This is a genomic window from Thalassospira sp., assembly GCF_040218635.1.
Lineage (GTDB): Bacteria > Pseudomonadota > Alphaproteobacteria > Rhodospirillales > Thalassospiraceae > Thalassospira.
The window spans coordinates 569,105-594,392 of record NZ_JAVJRB010000012.1; the positions used below are offsets into that span (position 1 = coordinate 569,105).

Annotated in this window: 22 protein-coding genes and 1 tRNA gene; 13 read left to right on the forward strand and 10 right to left on the reverse strand. The window is 51.8% G+C overall.

The window, feature by feature from the left end; all coding sequences use genetic code 11:
- The first annotated feature begins 227 nt into the window (after positions 1–227).
- From RIC05_RS16570 to RIC05_RS16580, 3 genes are all read left to right on the forward strand, one after another.
- Complete coding sequence (locus RIC05_RS16570) at positions 228–1,916, forward strand: hypothetical protein (protein WP_350045741.1); 1,689 nt, start codon at positions 228–230, stop codon at positions 1,914–1,916.
- 136 nt (positions 1,917–2,052) lie between these two features.
- Positions 2,053–3,084, forward strand: a complete 1,032-nt coding sequence (locus RIC05_RS16575; protein ID WP_350045742.1) for a GlxA family transcriptional regulator — start codon at positions 2,053–2,055, stop codon at positions 3,082–3,084.
- A 50-nt stretch (positions 3,085–3,134) separates the two neighbouring features.
- Positions 3,135–4,313 carry an MFS transporter gene (locus tag RIC05_RS16580; protein ID WP_350045743.1) on the forward strand — a complete coding sequence of 393 codons (1,179 nt, stop codon included), beginning with the start codon at positions 3,135–3,137 and terminating at the stop codon, positions 4,311–4,313.
- A gap of 163 nt (positions 4,314–4,476) precedes the next feature.
- Here the strand turns inward: RIC05_RS16580 and RIC05_RS16585 are convergent, their stop codons facing one another.
- A complete protein-coding gene (locus tag RIC05_RS16585; RefSeq protein WP_350042673.1) occupies positions 4,477–4,698 on the reverse strand; it encodes a hypothetical protein in 222 nt (73 codons plus the stop codon).
- Between the two features lie 283 nt (positions 4,699–4,981).
- Here RIC05_RS16585 and RIC05_RS16590 point away from each other — a divergent pair.
- A tRNA-Ser gene (locus RIC05_RS16590) sits at positions 4,982–5,074 on the forward strand.
- Positions 5,075–5,236: 162 nt separating this feature from the next.
- Positions 5,237–5,710 (forward strand): hypothetical protein, encoded by a 474-nt coding sequence (locus RIC05_RS16595; protein ID WP_350045744.1) that lies wholly within the window; start codon positions 5,237–5,239, stop codon positions 5,708–5,710.
- 72 nt (positions 5,711–5,782) lie between these two features.
- On the opposite strand, the gene RIC05_RS16600 is transcribed toward RIC05_RS16595, so the two are convergent.
- The 3 genes from RIC05_RS16600 to RIC05_RS16610 all read right to left on the reverse strand — a co-directional run bounded on the left by RIC05_RS16600 (position 5,783) and on the right by RIC05_RS16610 (position 8,837).
- Positions 5,783–6,025 carry an Lrp/AsnC ligand binding domain-containing protein gene (locus RIC05_RS16600; RefSeq protein ID WP_033069566.1) on the reverse strand — a complete coding sequence of 81 codons (243 nt, stop codon included), beginning with the start codon at positions 6,023–6,025 and terminating at the stop codon, positions 5,783–5,785.
- Positions 6,026–6,132: 107 nt separating this feature from the next.
- Complete coding sequence (locus RIC05_RS16605; RefSeq protein ID WP_350045745.1) at positions 6,133–7,089, reverse strand: carbohydrate kinase family protein; 957 nt, start codon at positions 7,087–7,089, stop codon at positions 6,133–6,135.
- 152 nt (positions 7,090–7,241) lie between these two features.
- A complete protein-coding gene (locus RIC05_RS16610; RefSeq protein WP_350045746.1) occupies positions 7,242–8,837 on the reverse strand; it encodes a bifunctional metallophosphatase/5'-nucleotidase in 1,596 nt (531 codons plus the stop codon).
- Positions 8,838–9,455: 618 nt separating this feature from the next.
- Here RIC05_RS16610 and RIC05_RS16615 point away from each other — a divergent pair.
- From RIC05_RS16615 to deoA, 7 genes are all read left to right on the forward strand, one after another.
- The gene (locus RIC05_RS16615; protein WP_350045747.1) at positions 9,456–10,451 is read left to right on the forward strand and encodes a BMP family lipoprotein; all 996 of its coding nucleotides are present in this window, start codon (positions 9,456–9,458) and stop codon (positions 10,449–10,451) included.
- Between the two features lie 42 nt (positions 10,452–10,493).
- The gene (locus RIC05_RS16620; RefSeq protein WP_350046137.1) at positions 10,494–12,074 is read left to right on the forward strand and encodes an ABC transporter ATP-binding protein; all 1,581 of its coding nucleotides are present in this window, start codon (positions 10,494–10,496) and stop codon (positions 12,072–12,074) included.
- Positions 12,071–13,189, forward strand: coding sequence for an ABC transporter permease (locus RIC05_RS16625; protein WP_350045748.1), 1,119 nt, complete (start codon positions 12,071–12,073; stop codon positions 13,187–13,189). Before RIC05_RS16620 ends, RIC05_RS16625 begins: the two co-directional genes overlap by 4 nt.
- Positions 13,189–14,160, forward strand: coding sequence for an ABC transporter permease (locus tag RIC05_RS16630; protein WP_350045749.1), 972 nt, complete (start codon positions 13,189–13,191; stop codon positions 14,158–14,160). Before RIC05_RS16625 ends, RIC05_RS16630 begins: the two co-directional genes overlap by 1 nt.
- Before the next feature lie 281 nt (positions 14,161–14,441).
- The gene (locus tag RIC05_RS16635) at positions 14,442–14,855 is read left to right on the forward strand and encodes a cytidine deaminase (protein WP_350045750.1); all 414 of its coding nucleotides are present in this window, start codon (positions 14,442–14,444) and stop codon (positions 14,853–14,855) included.
- On the forward strand, positions 14,852–15,658 hold the full coding sequence (locus RIC05_RS16640; protein WP_350041683.1) for a purine-nucleoside phosphorylase: 807 nt from the start codon (positions 14,852–14,854) through the stop codon (positions 15,656–15,658). The genes RIC05_RS16635 and RIC05_RS16640 overlap by 4 nt, the downstream gene beginning before the upstream one ends.
- Positions 15,659–15,717: 59 nt before the next feature.
- Entirely contained in the window at positions 15,718–17,058 is a 1,341-nt protein-coding gene (gene deoA, locus RIC05_RS16645; protein WP_350045751.1) for a thymidine phosphorylase, read from the forward strand.
- Between the two features lie 57 nt (positions 17,059–17,115).
- Here the strand turns inward: deoA and RIC05_RS16650 are convergent, their stop codons facing one another.
- Positions 17,116–18,714: a GMC family oxidoreductase gene (locus tag RIC05_RS16650; protein WP_350045752.1), complete on the reverse strand. Its 1,599-nt coding sequence runs from the start codon at positions 18,712–18,714 to the stop codon at positions 17,116–17,118.
- Positions 18,715–19,105: 391 nt separating this feature from the next.
- Here RIC05_RS16650 and RIC05_RS16655 point away from each other — a divergent pair, with 391 nt between their 5' ends.
- Positions 19,106–19,870: a DeoR/GlpR family DNA-binding transcription regulator gene (locus tag RIC05_RS16655; RefSeq protein ID WP_350045753.1), complete on the forward strand. Its 765-nt coding sequence runs from the start codon at positions 19,106–19,108 to the stop codon at positions 19,868–19,870.
- Between the two features lie 23 nt (positions 19,871–19,893).
- On the opposite strand, the gene RIC05_RS16660 is transcribed toward RIC05_RS16655, so the two are convergent.
- The 5 genes from RIC05_RS16660 to RIC05_RS16680 all read right to left on the reverse strand — a co-directional run bounded on the left by RIC05_RS16660 (position 19,894) and on the right by RIC05_RS16680 (position 25,089).
- The gene (locus RIC05_RS16660) at positions 19,894–20,712 is read right to left on the reverse strand and encodes an ABC transporter ATP-binding protein (RefSeq protein WP_350045754.1); all 819 of its coding nucleotides are present in this window, start codon (positions 20,710–20,712) and stop codon (positions 19,894–19,896) included.
- 134 nt (positions 20,713–20,846) lie between these two features.
- Complete coding sequence (locus RIC05_RS16665) at positions 20,847–21,557, reverse strand: amino acid ABC transporter ATP-binding protein (RefSeq protein ID WP_350046138.1); 711 nt, start codon at positions 21,555–21,557, stop codon at positions 20,847–20,849.
- A gap of 91 nt (positions 21,558–21,648) precedes the next feature.
- Entirely contained in the window at positions 21,649–22,752 is a 1,104-nt protein-coding gene (locus RIC05_RS16670; RefSeq protein WP_350045755.1) for an amino acid ABC transporter permease, read from the reverse strand.
- A gap of 1 nt (position 22,753) precedes the next feature.
- Positions 22,754–23,950: an amino acid ABC transporter permease gene (locus tag RIC05_RS16675; RefSeq protein ID WP_350045756.1), complete on the reverse strand. Its 1,197-nt coding sequence runs from the start codon at positions 23,948–23,950 to the stop codon at positions 22,754–22,756.
- A 116-nt stretch (positions 23,951–24,066) separates the two neighbouring features.
- Positions 24,067–25,089: an amino acid ABC transporter substrate-binding protein gene (locus tag RIC05_RS16680; protein ID WP_350040582.1), complete on the reverse strand. Its 1,023-nt coding sequence runs from the start codon at positions 25,087–25,089 to the stop codon at positions 24,067–24,069.
- Between the last annotated feature and the right edge of the window lie 199 nt (positions 25,090–25,288).

Genomic DNA, 25,288 nt, shown 5'->3' on the forward strand with positions numbered 1-25,288 from the left:
CTCGGATTGAGACGGGTGCTCGACTTATGGCATGGCACAAAGTTTTTTATGCCACGTAGGCAAGTGAAACTGCCAAAAAGTGGAAAAAGGCAATAACAACCTATTGTTTTCATCCCCCGAATAGCCTTATAAAGAATATATAAATATAAAAAACGGGACACGCGCCTGACTAATAACTGGCAAATAAATGCCGCCCCAAACAGGAAGTTAGGGAGCCAGAGCGCATCATGTCGGATACGACATTTGAAGTTACAGTCCAGCGGGGGGATCGCTGGATCATCCATTCGACATTTGATGTCGAAAAGGAAGCGGTAACGGAAGCTGAAAAGCTTCTGAAAACCAAGGTTTCTGCCGTACGCGTCGTCCGTAACTGGGAACGCGGCGACGGTCGTCATATCGAAAAAGTACTTCTTGAAAAAGAAGGTGCCGGTGAGGATGAGGAAGAAGACGTTCGCGTCTCTCACATTGACGAGGCACCGCTTTGCGAAACTGACAACGACCTGTTGCAGAAAGAAAGCCGCGCGACCATCAACAGGTTGCTGCGCAAATATTTTGAACAGGAAATTCTGACTCCTTGCGAGGTAATGTACAATTACCAGAACCTTCGCAAGTTGATGTTCCATGACACCTTGATGCCGACTGCGGTCGACAAGGTTGCCGGGCTTCATGCCAAGGCGACTGACGGCGATCATATCGAGGCGATGAACAATCTTCATGGCGCGATTGAGCAACTTTCAGCGCGTGCACGTGAGGTTGAAAAGGTTGATCTTCCTGCATTCGAAGATGCAACCATTTCAGAAGTGCGTGATGAAATTCGCCGTCTGAATCTGGCCGAAGATACTGATTTCCTTACGATGGTAGCGCTAACACGCGTTATGTCATCAACGCGCAACTGGGTCGGCAAGCTTGATCTTGCTCTTAAGGTTAAGGGCGATGAGAAGGACGAAGCTGCGCGTAAGTTGCTTGATGATGTCATTGCAGACATCCTTGGGTCTCCGGTCGCGCTTAAGGACCTTTTGGGCAGTTCGCGTAGCTTTGGCGAAGCGGTTACCATGCATATTGATCTGGCCCTTGGCCGGGCAAAGGGTAATCGCGGGGCTGCGGATGATATTCTTGAACTGCTTAATCCGTTGTTTGGATCTGGGTTGCTTGCGACCAGTCAGGAAGCGATGTTTGATTACATCGTTCGGGAACTGCGCAGCGCAAACAATCTGACCCGTCATGAAACTGATCCAGATCCATTAGAGGGTATCCTTGATCGTCTGATTACGGAAAATGGCGTCATTTACGGTACCCCGATGGTCGAAGGGTTGGCTGAGCGTGGCGCACGTTTGCGCAATGTTGGTGGACCGCGGGCCTTGATCGAAGGTGTTGCTGAAATCAACGGCCGTCTTCTTCCGAACTGGCGAAAACTGACCTGGCTGATTGCTGTTGCCAATAGCGGTATCGTTGAAGATTTCTCTGATGAACTCATCAAGATGATGCGCGATGCGGTCAAAGACATGCGGGCGTTGCGGGCCTTCTGTGATCCAGAAGCCAAGCCGCGTGACAAGATGGCAACCGTCAAGCAAATGAGCGACGTCTTGGCCGAGTGCAAACTCGATGACGATTTGAAAGCAGAAATTGCTGAAAAGCTTGATGATGGTCTGGCTGAATACCTTGTCCGCGAAAAGGTGATCGAGCGTATCGATAACCCGGCACTCCATTTGCGCAAACGTGCTTATATGCTTGTACAATTTTGTTCGAGTGGCGTTCTGATCGAAGGCAAGTCCGCGGCCATGGCCAGAAAAAGGGTGGTGGGGTATCTCAAACAACCCAATTTCACCGATAAACTGGTCGATGACATCAAGGATATGACGGCGAAAGAAGGCACCATCCGCGATTTTTACGCGTTGTTACAACGTAGCGGATTCTAGCGGCCTTTCTTCTGCTCCGACATGAACTGACATGAAAACACCCCACGAAGCCATCTTGGCAAGATTCGTGGGGTGTTTGTCGTTGTTGCCACTATTGATCTGCGGCATGCTGAACCTGTCATAAGGAGAAGCCGCAATGTCTGTCGCCGTTGAAACCCCGAGATTGATCGTCTGTCATGCATATGATGATGTGATGAGCCTTGATATTGTCGGGCCACTTCAAGTGTTTGGCTCCGCCAATGACGAACTTTCTGTGCTGGGCCGTCCCAAAGCATATGAAGGTATCATTGTGGCAGAAAATGCCGGACCGGTTCAGACATCCTGTGGTCTAAGGCTATATGCCGACATGGGGTGGCGAGAACTGGATCTGTCGGGCGTTGATACGCTTCTTGTTCCCGGTGGGAACGGCGTTGTTCGCATGATGCGACATCAGCCCATTCTGGACTGGGTTCAGCGTGCAGAGAAAATCATTCCGCGATTAGGTTCGGTTTGTTCAGGCGCATTGATTTTGGCCGAGGCCGGTGTTCTTGACGGGCGAATGGCAACCACCCATTGGTCGCGCTGTGATCAGATGGCACGCGACTTTCCCGCCATCCACATGATGGGTGACCGGCTACATAGTTTTGATCCCACCGGGATTGACGGTGACCCGCATGTCTTTACATCTGCTGGTGTAACGGCGGGTATTGATCTTGCTCTTGCAATTGTTGAGGCCGATTTTGGCCGGTCATTGGCCCTTTCGGTTGCGCGTCGGCTTGTGATGTTTCTCAAGCGCCCGGGCGGCCAGGCACAGTTCAGCGCATATCTAACCCCTGAAAGCGGTTCAACCGCCCGGCTAAGCAGTCTTCTTGAATGGTTACCGGCAAATCTTGCTTCTGATTTGTCACTAGAATCTCTTGCAGATCGGGCTGGCATGACGCCACGGACGTTTTCACGGGTGTTTTCGCGTGATCTGGGCATGAGCCCAGCACGCTATGTCGAACGGGTCCGGGTTGAAGCCGCCCGCGCGTTGCTACAGGACGAAACATTGACTATTTCGCGGGTGGCCGGCCTTTGCGGGTTCCGGCATCCGGAAACATTACGCCGGGCATTTCAGCGACATCTTTCCGTCAGCCCACAGGAATATGCCGAACGGTTCGCGCGCAAGGCTTTGGTCGGCGCGACCTGATACGCCTTTAGACATCCCTCATTGCAATTCGATTATTCGGAGTTAGGAACATGTTGTTACTGACCAATGGACCATTGCGACTACTTTTCGCGGCACAGGCACTTTATTGGTCCTGTTCACTTATCGGTATTACGCTGACATCTATTGTTGGTGTGTCCTTGGCGCCTATACCGGCATTGGCAACCTTGCCCTTGGGTATTTTGATGTTGGGTAATTTATTGTCTGTGCATCCATTGGCGATGCTGATGCAAAGACGTGGACGGCGTGTTGGCCTGTTTTTCGGAGCCTTGTGTGGTGTCGTCGGGGGATTGTTACTGGCAAGTGGTATCTACATCGGCGAGTTCTGGCTTGTCGCAATTGCGCCGCTCCTTATCGGGACATATCAAGCATCGGCGATGTATTACCGTTACGCCGCACTTGAAACCGTGGAGACGTCACAGAATGGCCGTGCTGCGGCTCTGGTCGTTGGGGGTGGTGTTCTCGCAGCCTTTATCGCCCCTGAAATTGCCGTGGCCAGCCGCGATATGTTGGCGGTGCCATTTGCGGGTGCATTTGTTGCCTTGGCGGGGCTGGCCGCGATGGGTGCCTTGCTGATGGCCTTTTTGCCCGATGGTGGTATCCCGACCAGAAGTGGATCAAGTAGGACCGTCATGAAGGCACTTCTGGGTCGGCCTGTGATACGCGGGGCGATTGCGGTAAGTGCTGCGGGGCAGGGCATCATGATCCTTGTGATGACTGCGACCCCGCTTGCCATGAAATATTGCGGATTTGATGTTGATGTATCGGCCAATGTAATCCGGTGGCATCTGATCGGTATGTTTTTACCTGCCTTCGTTGCCGGTCCGATGATCGATCGGTTCGGGGCACGTCGGATGGCATCTCTGGGCGGATTTATTTTAGCTGCCAGTGCGTTGGTTGCCGTGTCTGGCGTATCGGTGAGTGAGTTTCTGATCAGCTCGTTCTTGTTGGGGATTGGGTGGAACCTGATGCTGCTTGCGGGCACAACCATGCTTGGCGAGGGGCATAGTGCCGAGGAACGAGGCCATGCACAAAGTTTGATGGAACTTGGCAACAGCATCACAGCTACGATTGCATCAGCCGTAAGTGGTGCGCTGATTGCCGGTGCGGGATGGAATGTCATCAATTACGGGATTGTTCCGGTCGTGCTGATTGCCTTGGTACTGATGTGGCGCGGTTCGATTGCCAAGCGCGCCACTGCAGGTGCTTAAGGGCAGGGCTAAAAAGATAAAAGGAACCGCCGGTCATTGCGACCGGCGGCGAAGTTGCAGGGCGAACGGGGAGTTTCGCCCCGGCGCGACCGAGAAACTCAATCGGCAATCCCGGGAATACCCGATGACGGTCGGGGGAATCCGGGCATAAAAAAACCGGCTGTCAGGCCGGTTGTGATGCAAGTGATGCCGCGTTGCCCGCGACGAATTCTTTGATCTTTTGCAAAACGAAATCGCGTGAGCTGTTTTCACGGGTACGGAAAAGAACTTCGCGATCTTGAATGACCAGGCCCAAATAGACCGGATCTGTGTGACCTTCCCTGATCGTTTTCAGGGCGCGGAGGGTATGACCGAGATCGTCGGTGCTTTGATAGATGGTACGCATCTTTCTCCAACCAGCATTTTGCATCATGTGACAGTAAAAAACCAATCGACTGTGGCTTTATGACAGGTGTTTTTTTCCAACCGATGACAAGTCTGTGATGGTTTGAAGACTCTTTTATCTTTCAACCAGAAAACGCCATGAGAGCAGGCGGCAAAAAGCTGCTGGTTTTATTTGGTGGGCCTGATAAAAAGAAAACGTCCTTAACGCCGGTTTCGGGCATTGACATGCGCCATGACGGTGTTTAAGAAAGGCGTCGTTCCGCAGGGAACACCAAGGAGATAGAGGGCAAGTGGCCGAGTGGCTGAAGGCGCTCCCCTGCTAAGGGAGTATAGGGTGACAAGCCCTATCGAGGGTTCGAATCCCTCCTTGCCCGCCATTGATTAAAGCACCCTCGTCGGGTGCTTTTTTCTTTTGTGCCAACGGCAGAAAACCCGTTCCCAAGACGTTGTTTGTTCAGGCGGGTCTCGCATTTTTGCGAAGTACCCACATCTTTAAGTAATGCGCAACAACATGGATTGAGGAACAAATGCCAGGAAAAATGACGTTTTATCAGATCGTTCTAGGCGCTGGATTGGCTGTTGGTAGTAGTGCCATTACCTTGGCACCTGCGATGGCACATGGCATTAACCACAACCATGGTCATGCTTTGGTCGAGATTGCACAGGGCGGCGGCATTTTTTCCGATGAAGAACGCCGGATCATCAAGGAAGTGCTTGATGTTGCCGATGTCATTACGGGCAACGATGATAGTGGTAACAACGGCGGAAAGGGTGACAAGGGCGGAAAAGGCAAGGGCAACAAAGGTCTTCCGCCCGGGATTGCCATGAAACTTGAACGTGGTGGTTCCTTACCCCCTGGCATTGCGAAACGGGATTTGCCATCCGACTTGCAGTCGCGACTTCCGGGCCGGACAGACAATGCCATTCGTCAGATTGTCGGCGATGACGTCGTTCTGATTGAACGTGGCACCGATATCATTCTCGACATTCTGCGCGGCGTGGTTCGGAACTGATCTGGTGCAAAATCGGCATAAAAAACGCGGCGTGTAAATTCGCCGCGTTTTTTGTTTTCTGTTCAGATGTGCCTAGGTGAAGGCATTGAACGTAATGATGGTCTGGGTGTCTTTGATATTCGGCAGCTTGTGGATTTGTTCGTTCACATAGCGCCCGATATCCTGTTCATCTTCGACATAGACTTTGACCAGAAGCTCAAACGGGCCGGAAATGGAATAGACTTCCGACACACCTTCGACTTCTTCAACAAGGTCGGCAGCCACATCATAGGCTTTGCCAAGTTCACATTTTACGAAAATGAAAAACGGATGCATCGGAACGCTCCTGTTTGATTTTGAGTTTCTCACAAGCTAACCGGCTTGGGCGGGGCTTGCAATCGTCTAGCTTGGTGCTTTGATCGGTATGACCAAAGCACGGTAGCTTAATCCAGTGGCTTTTTCCCGGCCTGTGCCGCGCGCTCGGCAACGGCGGTCTGTGTCAGGTTCCAAACTGTTGTGCCATTTGTTTCTGCTGTAAGGCTTGCCATGGCAAGGCCGTTGGCAACGGCATCGTCCATTTTTGCGTGGCGGTTGGAAAATGCGGACAGAAACCCGGAATAGAATGCGTCACCAGCGCCGTTCACATCACGTAACCTGGTCGCAAGCGGGGACCAGAAAGCGGTTCCGCTTTGTGAGGATGATGATACGACGCCGGTTGCACCAAGGGTAATCACAACATCTGGAATGCCTTTGCCACGCAGCAATTGAATCGCGGTTTTTGCCTGTGCGATCTCTTTGATCTCAATGCCGGTCAAAATGCTTGCTTCCGCCTGATTGGTGATCAGAAGATCAAGCTTATCCAACACAGGTTTGAAACGCACAGCCTTGCTCGGCGACACAGTGGCGGCACAAAGTTTGGTGTTGCCCTTGTTGTCAGCCAACCAGGAAATCGTTTCAACAGGCAGGTTGGCGTCAACCATCCACCACGGCCATGCCTTAAGGTTGGTCAACTGGGGTTCAAGCCGGTCAATGGTTAGGAGGTCATAGACCTCGGCATCCATCATGCCCAATGCAAGTTCGCCGGTTTCATCAAGAACGGCGGTGTAGCCCGCGGTGTGTTTGCCTTCAAGCTTCATCATGCGGCGGGTATCAATGCCGATTTCAGACAGTGCCGCAATGACATGTTCACCGTCACCGTCATCGCCAACAGCACTGAGCATCGCGACATTGTTGCCGAGCAGCCGCAAATGGACCGCAATGTTGCGTGCAACACCACCTGGCTTTCGATGAAGGGTTCTAACCGGATTTGATGCCGCCGGAATAAACTGTCCGGTGCATTGCAAAGTTCGGTCGAAATGGGCAGCACCAAAGCAAAGGATGTTGGCTGAAGGGGTGTTCACAGTGTGTTGCTCTTTGTCGTGGGACGTCACATCTGTGACGCGCAATTCTTGAAACGCGACTTTCATAAGCCTGTCGACCGCGCCAAGGCAAGAAAAACAAAAGGGTGGCTTATGATAAGCCACCCTTTGCCGCTATTGGTATGCTGCACTGATTATTTCAGCATGATCCTATCACTTGCCATCGGGGTCATTGGTGATTTCATGCCAATGTAATCTGCAACGGCCTGTTCAAGGTTCGGGCCAAAGTCATAGACGTCTTTCGCATTGTCGCGGAACAGGGCATAGCCATCACCGCCATTGCGCATGAAGTCATTGGAAACGACGCCATACATCTTGTTCATGTCAATCGGGGCATAGGTGTCACCGTCAGCAACCATGACATTTGAAACCCGCGATCCGACTGGCTGCGAAAGGTCGAGATCAAATTTCAGCCCTGCAACCTGCGGGAACTGGCCTTTGTCTTCGTCGACTTTCGACACGCCATGTTCAAGCGAGGCAACAACATCTTTGCCAGACAGGCTGAATGTCGCCAATGCGTTCTGGAATGGCAGCACCGTCAGGACTTCGCCCATGGTAACCGTGCCTTCATCAATGCTGGCACGAACACCACCACCGTTTTGAATGGCGATCTGATAACCTTCGCCAGCTTTCCAGAGCATCGCATCGGCAATCAGCGAGCCCATAGAGCATTCCATATGACGGCAGGTTTCGCGTGATCCGTCTGCGGATGCGGTAAAGCTACCGACTTCAATGTTGCGGACCGAATCAACTTTGTCACTTGCCGCTGCAATAACGGCAAGAACGTCTTCGGCAGGTTTCACACTGGCATCAAGTGAGATCGGTTCACCTGACCAAGCGGTTGCAACACCGGCATCATCAAAGGTGACATTCAATTCACCAAGATAGCGGCTATAGGCATAGGCTTGGACAACCAGAACCGGTTTACCATCCGGTGCGGTTTCAACAACCGGGTAGGGATAGTTGGCTTTTTCATTGGTGTTTGAGAACAGCTGATTGTCATGGCCACCAACAATGACGTCGATGCCGCTGACCGTTTTGGCCAATTCAAAATCCTTGTAGGAGCCCGAATGGCTCATCACAATGATTTTGTTAACGCCTTTAAGGCGCAGGCGCGCGACCGAATAGCGCAGGGCCATTTCAGAATCGGTGATTTCTACCTGATCGCCGGGGCTTGAGATATCCGGGGTTTCTTCGGTGGTAATCCCGATCAAACCGATTTTTTCACCGCCAAGTTCGACGATGGTGTCAGGGATGATTTCACCGTTGAGATTAGAGGCGGCTGTCGGGTGGACGTTTGCCGAGAGAACAGGAACTTTGCTTGCCTTGATAAAGGATTCGAGCACTTCCGGGCCATCATCAAATTCATGGTTGCCAATGGTCATGGCGTCATAGCCCGCCATTGCCATCAGTTCAGCGGTAAGGGTGCCTTTGTAGGTCGAGTAATAAAGAGATCCCTGAAACTGGTCGCCGCCATCAAGGGCAAGAACATTGCCGCCTTCCGCCTTGGCATCACGGATCGCAGTCGCAAGGCGGGCATATCCCCCGAAGCATTTTCCTTCGGCGTCGTCTTCGGCCTTACACGTGTTATTGTATTTGGTAACAGATTCAACGCGATCGTGAACGTCATTGGTATGAAGGATACGCAAATCGTAATCGGCCAATGCACTTCCCGCACCAAGGGTCAGCATGGTGCAAGCTGATAGCAGCCCTGCAATCTTTTGTTTCATCATTACTCTCCAACAAATGGGCAAGCCTTCCTGTCCCTGACGGAAAAGGTTGCCACGGCATATCAAAGCTTTTGGGTCGGAAATTACTTTCCCCAGTGGATGCTAACACCAAATTTACACGGAAGGTATGCCCGGTTGATGACGGTGAGGTGAAAGATGCACCAAAATGCGTAACGCGATCAGGGTGAAACGGACCGGGCATTAAGAATCGGCATGCGACGAGACAAGGCATTTCAGCCGATTTTGCAAAAAATTCATTTGGCGGATTATTAAGTTTACCAAGAAAATATATTGCCCTGAAAACCACGGATGATACTAAGGCAATTCCCGTAAACCTAAGGGAAGCCCCGCAGAAGCGGAGCATGTCCTGCAGTTTGGTCAGAGGCTTTTTTGACCAACTGGACAGGTTTTGTGTTTTCCTTGCATGGTCGGCTATTTACAGGGCACTATAATTTGTAGTTACCATAAGCATTCGCAACATGATCAAGCGGATTTCCACGGTTGAGGGACCGTAGCGTCCGGCATGATGTGGATCACGTGTTTTCGATGAGGGAGTCCCACCGGTTAAGGGCACCAGTGGGAAGAATAATCAGAATTCAAGCAATGAAGGGCATCGGAATGAAAAAGCTTCTGACCTCGGTGGTCGCGGCTGTCGCCTGCTATGCAGGTGTTGCTTCGGCTGCAGATATCAATCCGGCTGTGGTCTATGACCTTGGCGGTCGTTTTGACCGTTCGTTTAATCAGGGCGCATATAACGGCGCAGAAAAATACAAAGAAGACACCGGTACTGAGTATCGCGATTTTGAGATCCAGAACGACTCTCAGCGCGAACAGGCCATGCGTAACTTTGCCCGTCGCGGCATGAATCCGATCGTTGCAATCGGTTTCTCGCAGGCATCTGCACTTGAAAAAGTTGCCAAAGAATTCCCGGATACCAAATTCACGATCATTGACATGGTTGTTGACCTTCCGAACGTTCAGTCGGTGGTTTTCAAAGAACATGAAGGTTCTTTCCTTGTTGGTGTTCTGGCCGCAATGGCATCTGAAACCGGTAAAGTCGGCTTTGTTGGCGGCATGGACATTCCGTTGATCCGCAAGTTTTCTTGTGGCTATGCGCAAGGCGTCAAATACGCCAATGCTGATGCGGAAGTTTTCCAGAACATGACCGGCACGACCGGTGCAGCATGGAATGACCCGGTTAAAGGCGGCGAGCTTGCAAAATCACAGTTCGACCGCGGTGCGGACGTTGTTTACCATGCTGCTGGTGGCACCGGTGTTGGTGTTCTCCAGGCGGCTGCTGATGCAGGGAAACTCGGCATCGGGGTTGACTCCAACCAGAATGCTTTGCATCCGGGGTCGGTTCTGACATCGATGCTTAAGCGTGTTGATGTTGCTGTTTATGAAGCATTTGCAGCAGCAGCAGGTGACAACTGGGAGCCGGGCCTGACCATTCTTGGTCTTGCAGAAGGTGGTGTTGACTGGGCGCTTGACGAAAATAACGAGAAGCTCATCACTGCTGATATGAAAGCAGCTGTCGACAAGGCCAAAGAAGCAATCACTTCGGGTAGCCTTGAAGTTCACGATTACATGAGCGACAGCGCCTGCCCGATGTAAGGCAGCCTTGAAGCAAACCGGGGATTTGTAGTGTCGGATACGATGCATCAAATGCACGGCACCAGTAAGACTGGTGCCGTACCCGCTATTGAACTGCGTGGCATTGACAAGCGGTTCGGAGCGGTACACGCAAACAAAGAAATCGATCTTAAGGTCGATAAAGGAACTATTCACGGGATCGTAGGAGAGAATGGCGCAGGGAAATCTACCCTGATGAGTATCCTGTATGGCTTTTACCAGGCCGATGCAGGGACCATTCATGTCGACGGAGACCTGTGCGATATCAAAGGATCGGAAGACGCCATTTCTGTTGGCATCGGCATGGTTCATCAGCATTTCATGCTGGTTGAGACATTCTCGGTTCTTGAAAACGTAATTCTTGGTGTTGAAGGCGGTGCGGTTCTGCGCGATGGCGTCGATAAGGCGCGCGAAGAACTTGAACGTCTGGAGCGTGAATATTCGCTCGACATTGATCCGGATGCCATTGTTGGTGATCTGTCTGTCGGTCTTCAGCAGCGTGTTGAAATTCTTAAGGCGCTGTATCGCGGTGCCGAAATTCTTATTCTGGATGAGCCAACCGGTGTTTTGACCCCGCAAGAGGCAGACCATCTGTTCCGCATCCTTGAAACCCTGAAACAGCAGGGCAAAACGGTCGTTTTGATTACCCATAAATTGCGCGAAATCATGGCTGCAACGGATAATGTTTCCGTTATGCGCCAGGGCGCAATGGTGGCACACCGCAAGACTGCGGAAACCAGCCCGGAAGAACTTTCTGAATTAATGGTTGGTCGTAAGGTATTGCTGCGCCTTGAAAAAGGTGAAGCCAACCCGGCCGCGACCGTGCTTCAGGTAAGCAATCTGTGCGTTGATAACGAGCAGGGTGTGCGTAAGGTCAAAAATGCGACCTTTAACGTGCGTGCAGGGGAGATTGTCGGCATTGCCGGTGTTTCTGGAAATGGTCAGAGCGAGCTTCTTGAAGCACTTGGTGGTATTCGTTCAGCCAGCGAAGGTTCGGTCGAGCTGAACGGGCAAGACGTCACGCCGGGGAAAGGTGTTGATGCAGCAGAACTTCGCCGTCGCGGTGTTGCTCATGTTCCGGAAGACCGGCATCGCATGGCGATGGTCACGGCGTTTTCAGCCAAAGAAGCCGCAATTCTTGGGTATGAAAACGATCCAGCCTATCAGAAAAACGGGTTGCTTGATTGGCATGCGATTTCGGATGCCACAGCAAAAATGATGTCCGAATTTGATGTGCGACCCGATAATCCCGACCTGAAAGCCGCCAATTTTTCCGGCGGGAATCAGCAAAAGCTTGTTCTGGCGCGTGAAATCATGCGTGACCCGGCCCTTCTTCTGGTTGGTCAGCCGACCCGTGGTGTCGATATCGGGGCCATTGAATTCATCCATAAACGAATTGTCGCCATGCGCGATGCGGGCAAAGCAATTCTGTTGGTGTCTGTGGAGCTTGACGAGATCATGTCGCTTGCCGACCGAATTTTGGTGATGTGCGATGGATCTATCATCGGCGAAGTGAATGCAGCTGAGGCGAATGAACGGGTGCTTGGTCTGATGATGGCCGGGGTCGATCCGAACAAAGCCAAGGCAGTGGAGGGGCAGGCATGAGCAAAGCTGTCGAACTGCCACGCTGGATTGATGTCGGCGCCTTGCCGCTTTTGAACCTGCTTCTGGCTCTTGCCGTTTCCGGGATTGTGGTTCTTGCCATTGGTGAAAACCCGGTAGAAGTGGTTGAAATCCTGCTTTATGGGGCTTTCGGCTACGAAGAAGCTTGGGGTTATACGCTTTACTACACCACCAACTTCATCTTTACCGGCCTTGCCTTTGCTGTCGCATTCCATTGCGGGCTGTTCAATATTGGTGCCGAAGGGCAGGCATATGTCGGCGGTCTTGGCGTGACGATTGCTGCCCTTTACCTTGATTTCCTGCCATTCCCGATCATGCTGGTTGTCAGTATGCTGGCCGCAATGATCTTTGGCGCTGCATGGGCCTATATTCCGGCATATCTGCAGGCGCGCCGTGGGTCACATGTTGTAATCACGACGATTATGTTCAACTTCATCGCATCATCCTTGATGGTGTATTTGCTGGTGAATGTGTTGCGACCAGAAGGTTCAATGACCCCGGAAAGCGAACAGATTGCCGAACATCTGCGTTTGCCGTTCATTCATGATATGGCTGCAAGCTTTGGCATCGAGATGGCATCAAGCCCGCTTAACCTGTCATTTGTCTATGCGATTGCTGCAAGCATTCTGATCTGGATGTTCATTTGGCACACCCGTTGGGGTTATGCGATCCGGACTGTTGGTGCCAATGCGGTTGCGGCGACCTATGCCGGACTTGAACCCGGTCGTTACATCATCATTGCGATGATGATTTCCGGTGCATTGTCATCCTTCATGGCGCTCAATGAAGTTATGGGCGTGCAGCACCGCCTTCTGATCGATTTTACCGCAGGCTATGGCTTTGTCGGGATCGCTGTGGCCCTGATGGGGCGGAACCATCCGTTTGGTATTTTCCTCGCCGCTTTGCTGTTTGGCATGCTGTATCAGGGCGGGGCAGAGCTTTCCTTTGAAATTCCGACTATCTCCAACGATATGGTCGTTGTTATTCAAGGTTTGGTCATTCTGTTTACCGGTGCGATGGAACATATGTTCAGGCCACGTGTCACCAAAATCTATACCGCGTGGCGTTTGCGTCGTGATGCGCAGGAGGCCGCGTGATGGAAAATTTTGAGCTGATCATTTTGTTGCTTGATGCGACCTTGCGCACCTCCACACCACTGATCCTTGCGGCCCTTGCGGGGATGTTTTCCGAGCGGTCAGGTACGATTAACCTTGCTCTTGAGGGCATGATGCTGGGCGGTGCGTTTTCTGCGGCTGCTGTTGCATTTTATGCCGGAAATCCGTGGGTCGGTCTTTTGGCGGCGATCGCAACCACAATCGCGTTGTCGCTTTTGCACGGGTTTGCCTGCATCACCCACAAAGGCAATCAGGTTGTTTCAGGCATGGCGATCAACATCCTGATGTCTGGTTTGACTGCGCTGGTCGGGATTGCGTTGTTTGCCCAAGGGGGGAAAACACCGGCACTCGACAAAGCTTCGCGTTTTCAGCCAATTACCTTCCCGGGGGCAGAAGCCGTCAAGGATGTGCCGATCATCGGTCCGATTTATTTCGAACTTCTCAGTGGTCATAACATTCTGGTCTATATCGCATTCCTTGCGGTTCCAGCCGCCTGGTGGGTGATGTATCGCACCCGTTTTGGCCTGCGACTTCGGGCCGTCGGTGAAAACCCCGGTGCGGTTGATACTGCCGGTATTGGTGTTGTTGCCATGCGCTATCGCGCTGTGATTTGCTCTGGCGTTCTAGTCGGGATGTCTGGTGCATATCTTTCAACCGCGCAGGGTGCATCGTTTTTACAGGATATGACAGCGGGTAAGGGCTATATCGCGCTTGCTGCCATGGTGTTTGGTAAATGGCGCCCGTTCCCGACCTTGGCAGCGTGCCTTTTGTTTGGTTTCCTTGATGCCGCAGCAACCCGCTTGCAGGGCGTTATATTACCCGGCATTGGCGAGGTTCCCGTACAGCTGGTGCAGGCATTGCCATATGTCCTGACGGTTATTTTGCTGGCGGGCTTTATTGGCCGGGCCATACCGCCGAAGGCACTTGGACGTCCGTATGTAAAAGAACGTTAAGGGTGCACTCGTCCGGTGTCATGTGATGACGTGGCCCCGGGCGGTTTGCCTCCGTCATTGATGTTATGACCGTTCATGTTTGCAGCCCAGATTAAGGCGTTGCCGTTTTAAACGCAGTTTGCCAGGCGGTTCTGACTAAGAAATGCCGTAAGTCCGTGTTGAAAAGTCTGTCGGTGAGACAAGACAGAAAATGTCAGCGGTAAAATCACAATCAATGACGATATGTCAGATAGCAGTTGCCTGAATATGGCAGTGTTGGTTTACGAAACAGGATTATAAAAATGGGCGATACAAAGCAGGCTCCGCGCGATTTGGTTGATGCAGCCCTTGCTGCGCGCGACAAAGCCTATGCGCCGTATTCGAAGTTCCATGTCGGTGCCGCTTTGCGCACGGCAGATGGTAAGGTGATTGCGGGCTGTAACGTTGAAAATGCGGCCTATCCCGAAGGTGTTTGCGCCGAGGCTGGCGCAATTTCGGCGATGGTTCTGTCGGGTGAGACAAAGTTCGATGAAATTGTCGTGGTCGGTCTTGGTGATGTTGCCTGCACACCGTGTGGTGGATGCCGTCAGAAAATTCGCGAATTTACCGGATCGGATGCAACAATCTTTATCATCAACGAGGCGCGTGAAACGCTTTTGACCTTGTCGCGCGAAGAACTTATTCCGCATTCCTTTGGACCGGAGAACCTGAAATGAGCAATGTAAAAGCGGCATTGGACGTCATCGCGTCAAAGGCCCCCGGGTTTAAGGCTCAGGTGGCACTGGTTCTTGGCAGTGGGCTTGGCGGCGTGGTGGATGCTGTCAGTGACGCCATCAGTATTTCGTATGAAGACCTTCCGGGGTTCCCGCGACCAACCGTGGTCGGGCATGGCGGGACGCTTGTCCTTGGTCGTATTGGTGGCGTTTCGGTTGCTGTGATGCAGGGACGGGCACATTTTTACGAACACGGCCGGTCCGATCTCATGGCGGAGCCACTTGAAACCTTGCGTGAGCTGGGGGCAGATCGGCTGATCTTGACCAATGCAGCAGGGTCGCTTCTTCCAGAAGCCGTGCCGGGTAGTTTGATGCTGATTACCGATCATATCAGCCTGTTTGGACCTAATCCGCTGATTGGTTATCACGGCAATGACCGCTTTGTTGGCATGGATGTGCCCTATGATCCCGACATTGGATCTGGTCTGCATGATACGGCGGCAAAGTTGGGTATCAAGCTGTTCGAAGGAACCTATTGCTGGTGCACGGGACCAAGTTTTGAAACGCCTGCGGAAATCCGTGCGCTTAAAACTCTTGGTGCCGACGCAGTTGGTATGTCGACCGTGCCCGAAAATATCCTTGGCCGCCGTCTTGGTTTCCGGGTTGCTGCCGTTTCAAACATCACCAATCTTGCCGCAGGTATGAGCGCAACACCGCTTAGCCATGAGCAAACGCTTGAGATGTCGAAAGAAGGTTCGTCTAACCTTATCAAGATATTGCTTCAGTACTTTTCAAGTTCTGAATGAGCCTGAATTTGATCAATCTTGAATTTAACAATTAACGAAAAGCGTGCAGGAGACAGCTAATGCTGCCGCAGGAAATCATTCGCCGCAAACGTGAAGGCGAAGTTCTGACCGATGCCGAGATTGCCTTTTTTGTCAAAGGCATCACCGACGATAGTATCAGCGAAGGGCAGGTTGCTGCTTTTGCGATGGCTGTGTTTTTCAATGGTATGACCATGGATGAACGGGCTGCATTGACGCGCAATATGCGCGACAGCGGTACGGTCCTTGATTGGAAGTCCCTTGGGCTTGATGGCCCGGTGGTTGATAAACATTCCACGGGCGGTGTCGGGGATAAAGTCAGCTTGATGCTTGGCCCTATTGTTGGTGCATGTGGTGCATTTGTTCCGATGATTTCTGGGCGTGGGCTTGGCCATACCGGCGGAACATTGGACAAGTTTGATTCCATTCCCGGATATCGCACGACACCGACCCTTGACGAATTTGCCAAAGTTACCCGTGACGTTGGATGTGCGATTATTGGTCAGACAGCCGATTTGGCACCAGCAGACAAGCGCTTTTACGGCATTCGCGATGTTACTGCGACCGTGGAAAGCATTCCGCTGATCACTGCATCCATTCTGTCAAAAAAGCTGGCAGCGGGACTTGATTCACTGGTGATGGATGTGAAATTCGGTTCTGGCGCATTCATGAATGAATATGACCGTGCTCGCGAACTGGCCCAAAGCATTACCGAAGTTGCCACCCGTAACGGGGTGCCGACGGTTGCACTTTTGACTGATATGGAACAGGTTCTGGGCGATAGTGTGGGTAACGCGCTTGAAATGGTTGAAGCGATTGATTTCCTGACTGGTAAACATCAGGAACAGCGGGTTTATGACGTCACATTGGCCCTTGCGGCCGAAATGTTGACGGTCAGCGGCGTTGCAACGGATGTATCGGATGGTTTGCAATTGGCGACGCACGCCCTTGAAAGCGGCAAGGCCGCAGAAGTGTTTGGCAAAATGGTCGCAAGCCTTGGTGGTCCGACCGACTTTATCGAAAAGCACGGCAACTATCTTGAAGCTGCCCCGGTGATCAAACCCGTAAGTGCGGCCCAAACCGGTCGGGTGCTTTCGATGGATGCGCGCAAGGTTGGTCTTGCACTTGTCGCCCTTAAAGGCGGGCGAAGCCGTGCGGATCAGAAGATTGATTTCGCCGTTGGCTTCACCGATTTTATCAAGGTCGGGCAGCCGGTTTCTGCCGAAACGCCACTTTGCACCGCGCATGTCCGTGACCAGACGCAGCTTGAAGAAGCAACAGCGTTGCTACGCCAAGCCGTCGTGATCGGCGAGGGCGATATTCATGCCACAGGTAGCGAACCTGCTGTGCGTGAACGGATTGTCGCGAAATTAAAAGGCTGATTGCGGCCAATCATGATCAAAATAAAAGCCGGAGCAGATATCGCCCCGGCTTTTTTATTACCCTGCCGCGGCAGCCTTGATCATGGCTGCGGCCTTTTCGGCAATCATGATGGTTGGGGAATTGGTGTTGCCCGAAACAATTGTCGGCATGATTGACGCATCAGCAATGCGCAATCCATCCAGTCCGCGTAATCGCAATTCCGGGTCGACGACAGAGGCGGGATCAGCACCCATACGGCATGTGCCGACAGGATGGAAAATGGTCGTGCCAATATCGCCTGCAGCCCGGATAAGGTCTTCTTCGCTGTCGTAAGAGGGACCGGGCTTGAATTCTTCGGGTTTATAGGCGGCAAGTGCCGGTTGACTGGCAATTTTGCGGGTTAGACGGATTGAATCCGCTGCGACCTTCTTATCAATATCGGATGACAGGTAATTTGGTGCGATTGCAGGCTGCTCTGTATGGCTTGGACTTGCAATATGGATACTGCCACGGCTTTGCGGGCGCAGGTTACAGACACTTGCCGTAAAGGCCGGGAAGGAATGCACCGGTTCACCAAATTTTTCCAGTGACAGGGGCTGCACATGATATTGCAGGTTTGGCGTTTCATAGGAGGCGTCAGACCGCGTGAACACACCAAGCTGGCTTGGAGCCATCGACATTGGGCCCGATCGGTTAAATGCATATTCAAGCGCAATGCTGGCCTTGCCAATCAGGCTGTTGGCCTTTTCATTTAAGGTGCGGATGCCGCTAACTTTATACGCGCAGCGCAGTTGCAGGTGGTCTTGAAGGTTTTCACCGACCTGCGGGCTATCAAGGTTCTGCGCGATGCCATATTGCTGTAAAACATCGCCACGCCCAATGCCGGACAGCTCCAGAATTTGCGGTGAGCCGACTGAACCGGCTGAAAGCACGGTTTCACGGTTGGCGTAAACAGTTTCGATCTTGCCGCCACGATCATACTCAACACCCGTTACCCGACCTTCGGAAATGATCAAGCGGCGGACATGCGCGTTGGTGCGCACTTCAAGGTTTTTACGTTCAAGGGCAGGGCGAAGAAACGCCTTGGACGTGTTCCAGCGAATGCCACGTTTCTGGTTTACGTCGAAATAGGATGACCCTTCGTTCGTGCCGCGATTGAAATCGGGTACCTTTGGAATGCCTGCTTGCTCGGCGGCATCCTGAAATGCTTCAAGAATTTCCCAACGCACACGCGCTTGTTCAACGCGCCATTCGCCGCCTTCGCCATGAAGGTCATCGGCACCGCGATAGTAATCCTCAGACTTTTTGAAATAGGGCAAAACATCGTCCCAGCCCCAATTCGCACAGCCCGATTGACGCCATTGATCGTAATCATTTGCCTGACCCCGCATATAGATCATGCCATTGATTGACGAGCTGCCCCCCAATACTTTGCCGCGCGGATAGCCCAGTGAACGGCCATTCAGGCCCGGCTCACGTACAGTGTTAAAACACCAGTCAACCTTGGGATTTCCAATGCAATACAGATATCCGACCGGAATATGGATCCATGGATTACGGTCTTTGCCGCCCGCTTCAAGCAGCAAGATACTGGCATCAGCCATTTCGGACAGTCGGTTGGCAAGTGTGCAGCCCGCTGATCCAGCACCAATGACGATGTAATCAAACCGGTCCATGAACGGCTCCTGGCTCGATGGAGAAGGGCTTTAAACCTGTGCAATAGGGATAATGGATCATGGCTGTTGTCTCCCGGAATGGTCGTTTTGTTGTTTTTGGTTGGCTTTGAGTATTCTTTATCTGACGCTATCATTGATTTGAAGTCCCGGAAATATAATCAAAGGATGAAAAGTTTCCGCGATACGGAAAAAGGCGGCTTGTCTTGAACTGCAATAATTTCAATTACGTCCGTTATTTGAGGAAATAATCCCTGTTGGATGATCTGATTTTGCATTGATCTAAAAGTGTGGGTATGACAGGGCTTGCAAAATATGCGAGCAGGCCGCATTTTGATCAGTAATGAAAATTTGTCTGCCAAGACGAAAATCTTAAGAATCAGGAGAGAGAAGCATGGGGAAACTGGATCGGCGCCGTCGGGAGATATTGGAACTTGTGGCGTCAAACAGCTTTATGACCATTGATTCTCTGGCTGATCATTTCTCTGTGACACCGCAAACCATCCGCCGTGACATCAACGAGATGGCCGAAGAAGGTCTGATTGCGCGGTATCATGGTGGTGCGGCAAGTGTTTCGACTACGGAAAACACGGCCTACACCGATCGTCAGATCCTTAATCTTGGTAGCAAACGCGAAATTGCCAAATTGGTGGCAGATCACATCCCCGAAGGGGCGTCGTTATTCATCAATATTGGTACGACCAATGAAGAAGTCGCGCATGCGCTTTTAGGCCACAAAAGCCTGAAAATTATCACGAACAATCTTCATGTTGCCGAGATTTGTGCAGCTAATCAAGGGTTTGAGGTCATCATCGCGGGTGGCGTCGTGCGCCAGCGTGACTTTGGCGTTATCGGTGAAGCGACAATAGATTTCATCAACCAGTTCAAGGTCGATTACGCGATTATCGGCATTTCGGGTGTTGATGAAGATGGAAGCCTTATGGATTTCGATTATCGCGAAGTGCGGGTGGCGCGCGCGATCATTTCCAATGCCCGTCAGACATTCCTGTGTACGGATGCGTCAAAGTTTGGCCGCCGTGCGATGGTGCGCTTGGGCCATCTTTCTGAAATTGATGCCTTGTTCACAGACCGTCATCCCGGCCCGAACTGGTCGGATGTTATCCGTGAAGCCGATGTGTCGGTCTATACCGCGAACTAACCACAGGCCTTTCCGCGAGACTTTTAGGCGAAGACACCATCTTCGCGTTTACCGGTACGCATGGTGATTGGGCCTTGCGACGATCCGTTAAGCATCTGGGTAAGATGTTCATTATGGGCATCATCAATATCGCTGGTTTTGCCAGACCAATAGACTTTGCCTTCATGCATCATCATCAGGTTTTGATACCGGGTACGGGCAATCTGCATGTCATTGGTGATTGAAATGACCGTTGTGCCCTGTTGTTGGGCGATTTTGGCAATCATAAGTTCGATATGGGTCGACAGGACCGGATCAAGCCCCGCGGTCGGATTGTCGAGCAGCAAGATATCAGGGTTTGATGAAATCGCCCGGGCGATGCCAACGCGTTTTTGCATGCCACCTGAAAGATCGTTCGGCGTCAGATATGCACTTTCTGTCGTCAAGCCAACCAAGCCCAGTAAATGAACTGCATGTTCTTTGGCATCCGCGCGGTTCATGGTGCCAAGTTCGATCTGACGAAAACAGATGTTTTCCCAAACCTTTAAGCTGTCAAACAACGCGTTATGTTGAAAAAGCATACCAATGCGCGATGCCCATTCAGGGCGGGGCGGCGCTGAGGTTCGACTGACATCATCGCCATTAAGGGAAATTGATCCGCTATCTGCACCATAGATGCCGACCAGACATTTCATCAGCACACTTTTACCCGCAGCAGATGGTCCAATGATCGCCATGGTCTCACCCTTGGCAAGGTGGAGGTCAACACCATCAACAGCGACCATCTGGCCAAAGCGTTTGGTAAGTTGATCAACAGCAATAAAGGCCGGTTGCGCAGAGGAGGCTGATACAGGCTGGGTCATATAACTTCCGGTCCGGGTTCAATTTCGGCTGAGTTTCGGCAATTGACGGGCAGGGGGCAAGTGCCAATTTCACAAAAATGAAAACGGCCCCAAACAGGGGCCGTTTTGCAAAGCGTTTGAATTCGAAAATCCGATTAATGCGAAAGTATCTGGCTGAGGAACAGCTTGGTACGATCGCTTTTCGGGTTGTCGAAGAATTCCTTCGGGCCTGCCATTTCGACAATCTGACCAGCATCCATAAAGATGACACGGTCAGCGACCTCTTTGGCGAAGCCCATTTCGTGGGTTACGCAAAGCATGGTCATGCCTTCTTTGGCCAATTCGACCATAACGTCGAGAACTTCCTTGACCATTTCCGGATCAAGGGCCGAAGTCGGCTCGTCGAACAGCATGATTTTCGGCTGCATGCAGAGCGAACGGGCAATTGCCACACGCTGCTGCTGACCACCGGAAAGCTGACCCGGGAATTTATGGGCCTGTTCCGCAATCCGAACGCGCTCAAGATAGTGCATGGCCAGATCATTGGCTTCTTTCTTGGGCATTTTACGAACCCAGATCGGTGCCAATGTCAGGTTTTCAAGAACCGTCATGTGCGGGAACAGGTTGAAGTGCTGGAACACCATGCAGACATCGCGGCGTACGGCTTCGATGTTTTTCACATCGTCACCCAACAGGATGTCATTTACGGTGATATCGCCACCTTGATAGGTTTCAAGCCGGTTCAATGTACGGATCAGCGTTGATTTACCTGAACCCGACGGGCCACAGATAACAATACGCTCACCTTTGCGAACAGATAGGTCAATATCCTTGAGAACATGGAAATTGCCATACCATTTGTTCATCTTGTTTACGACGATGACATCTTCCTCAGACGGAGGAGGCACAGCGCCGGTAGTAGTTTCAGTTGCTACAGTCATTGTATTTCCTCACTCCTTACCTTTGTTCGCCTTTGCGAAGCTCTTTTTCAAGATAGGCGGAATATTTCGCCATCGAGAAACAGAGCAGGAAGAATATTGCTGCGGCGAAGGCATAACCTTCGACGTAATACTTGGTCCATGCCGGGTCACTGCGGAGTGCCAGCTTTACCGTGCCAAGGAAGTCAAACAGGCCGATAATCACAACCAGAGTGGTATCCTTGAGCATGGAGATAAAGCTGTTCACCGTTGGCGGAATAACCAGACGCAGGGCTTGTGGCAGAATGATCAGTCGCATCGATTGCCAGTAAGAAAGAGCAAGGCTTTCGCCTGCTTCAAACTGACCACGCGGCACGGCCTGCAAACCGCCACGGAATACCTCAGCAAGGTAGGCCGCAGTGAACATGATGATACCGATCTGCGCGCGCAGCAACTTGTCGATGGTGACCCCATCGGGCAAGAACAGCGGGAACATGACCGACGCCATGAACAGAACCGTAATCAACGGAACGCCACGAATGATCTCGATATAAACCACCGAGACCGTTCTGATTGCGGGCAGGTTCGACTGACGACCAAGGGCCAACAAAAGACCTAACGGAAAGGCAAAGATGATACCGATTGCCGAGAGGATCAGGGTCAGCGGAAGGCCGCCCCAATAGCTGTTCTGAACATAGGTAAGACCCAGAACACCGCCCCACATCAATATGGCGATCACCGGAACGCCGATCACCCACATAGGGATGATGGCCTTGGTCATCCGAGGGTATTTGACCGCAGCAAGACTGCCGCAAATTATCCCCATGAGAACGATCATGGCCAGAAGCGGACGCCACTGTTCTTCGAACGGATAGGTGCCAAACAGGATCAGGCGGAGATTGGCATTAACAAAACCCCAGCAAGCACCCGTAACTTCAGCACAGCCTTCAATGGTCGGTGCCAGGGTTGCATTGACAATTCCCCACTGGATAAGCGGCGGAATGAGCCATACTAGGAATGCAATCGAACCAAGAGTGAGAAGGGTGTTGAACCACCCGTCAAACAGGTTCTTTCTTGACCAAGTGACGGCACGCTCGGCAAAGGTGCCGACCGGAAGAGGAGGTAGTTTTGCGTTTTCTGACATGTTACCTCTCCACCAGAGCCATTTTCTTGTTGAACCAGTTCATAAAGAGCGAGGTCAACAAAGACAAACCAAGATAGATCGACATGAAGATCGAGATTGCCTCGATCGCCTGGCCGGTCTGGTTCATGGTCGTGTTGGAAACGGAAACCAGATCAGGATAGCCGACCGCAACAGCCAAGGAGCTGTTTTTGGTCAGATTAAGATACTGGTTGGTCAGAGGCGGGATCGCAACGCGCATGGATTGCGGCAGGATCACTTTACGAAGTGCGACAGAGCGTTTAACGCCAAGACTGTCAGCAGCCTCCCACTGACCGTTTGGAACAGCCTGAATACCCGATCGAACGACCTCGGCAACATAGGTCGAGGTATAAACCGTAAGACCAATCAGGACGGCCATGAATTCTGGCGAGATATTATAACCGCCACGAATGTTAAAGCCTTTAAGCGCCGGGATGCTCATTTCAGTAGGAGCGCCGCCAATGAGATAGGCAAGGAACACCAACCCGACTAAGATACCAAGACCAGCCAAGAACATAGGGAAAGGCTGACCGGTCGCATCTTGGCGCTTTTTCGCCCATTTCTTCACGAAAAAGATAATTACAAACGCAATTATCGCGGCAATACCCATCAATGTATAAGCGTTGTCGGCCACGGGGACCGGCAAATACATGCCGCGTGATGTCAGCAAAACCCCCGGTAGCGGTTCAAGGGCATCGCGCGGGTGCGGGAATGCGCTTGGAATCAAGGCATACCAGAAGAAAAGTTGAAGCAAAACCGGGATGTTCCGGAAGGTTTCAACATATGCAGTCGCCAGTTTGCGAACGATCCAGTTCGACGAGAGACGGGCGATACCAAAAATGGTTCCGATCAGTGTACACAGAATGATGCCAAGCACCGACACTTTCACGGTATTAAGAAGTCCGACTGTCAATGCCGTCGCGTAATCGCTTTTGGCACTGTAGTCGATCATTGATTCACCAATCTCGAAGGAAGCTTCAAGATCAAGGAATCCGTAACCGGTAGAGATGTTCTGTTTTTCAAGGTTGTTCAAGGTATTAGATACCAAGTACCAGCCCGCCAGAATAATTAGACCGATCGCGACAACCTGATACAGGACTGCACGAACGTTCTCGTCATTCAAATAATCGACGAAGCGCTTGGAATGAACATCTCCTTGGGCATGTTGAGGCTTACTCATATGACCCTCAGGTGTAGATTGTATCCAAAATCAGTAGGCACCTAACGAAAAGCTCCGCCCATGCGTTCAGGCAGTGGGGCGGAGCTTCGTAGGTTTAGTGAACGGCTGCTAACGAATTAGCGAACCGGCCATGCGTACTGCAGGCCACCATCGGTCCACAGAGCGTTGAGACCACGCTCAAGGCCCAATTTCGCGGTAACGTTTTTCTCATAGCTTTCGCCATAGTTACCAACGGTTTTGATGATGCGGTATGCCCACTCTTCGTCAAGACCAAGAGCTTCGCCCATACCCGGGGATACGCCCAGCAAACGCTGGATGCCTGGGTTGGTGCTGTTTGCTTTCATGTCGTCAACATTTTCCATGGTGACGCCGAATTCTTCAGCTTCAACCATAGCAAGGAACGACCAGCGTGCAACGTCTGACCACTGTTCGTCACCCTGGGCGACAACCGGGCCAAGCGGCTCTTTGGAGATGATTTCTGGAAGAATGACATAGTCATCCGGGTTTTCAGCCATGGTGGTACGGATCGAAGCAAGACCCGAAGCATCCGTGGTGTAAACGTCGCAACGGCCTGAGAAGAAGGCAGCGGTTGCTTCGTTGATGTTTTCGATAACGACCGGCTCAAAGCTCATGCCTTTAGCGCGGAAGTAATCAGCAAGGTTAAGTTCGGTGGTGGTACCCGGTTCTACGCAGACGGTTGCGCCGTCAAGCTCGGTTGCGCTGGTTACGCCAAGAGCTTTCGGGATCAGGAAGCCCTGACCGTCATAGTAGTTGATACCGACGAAGGTCAGACCAAGCTTCGCGTCACGTGTGGTGGTTGCAGTGGTGTTACGCGACAGAATGTCGATTTCACCAGACTGCAGGGCCGTGAAACGCTGTGCGGCAGTCAGGGGGGTGTACTGAACGCTGTTCGCGTCACCGAGTACTGCTGCTGCAATACCACGGCAAATATCAACGTCAATGCCTTCCCATTTACCTTCGGCGTTGGCAGACGAGAAACCCGGAAGACCGGTGTTTACGCCACACTGAACGAAACCTTTAGCCTTGATGCCGTCAAGCACGGCACCAGCCTGTGCATTGTTTGCGGCAACGGCTGCAACGGTCATTGCGCCCGCGGCTAGGATCGTTTTGATTTTCATAGATAGCTCCCTTATTAGCAAAGCATTGTTTTTTAGCTTTTGTGCCACCCTGGACATGCCATTCAGCATATCCATCAATCCAAAAGATATTGGATCGCCAAATTAAGAAATTTTAGGCCACCTTGTGTCAAGTGTGAAAAATTTCCAATTGGCCTTTAATCAGAGAATTTTGCTGCAAAACCAGCGGTTTTCACGGGTT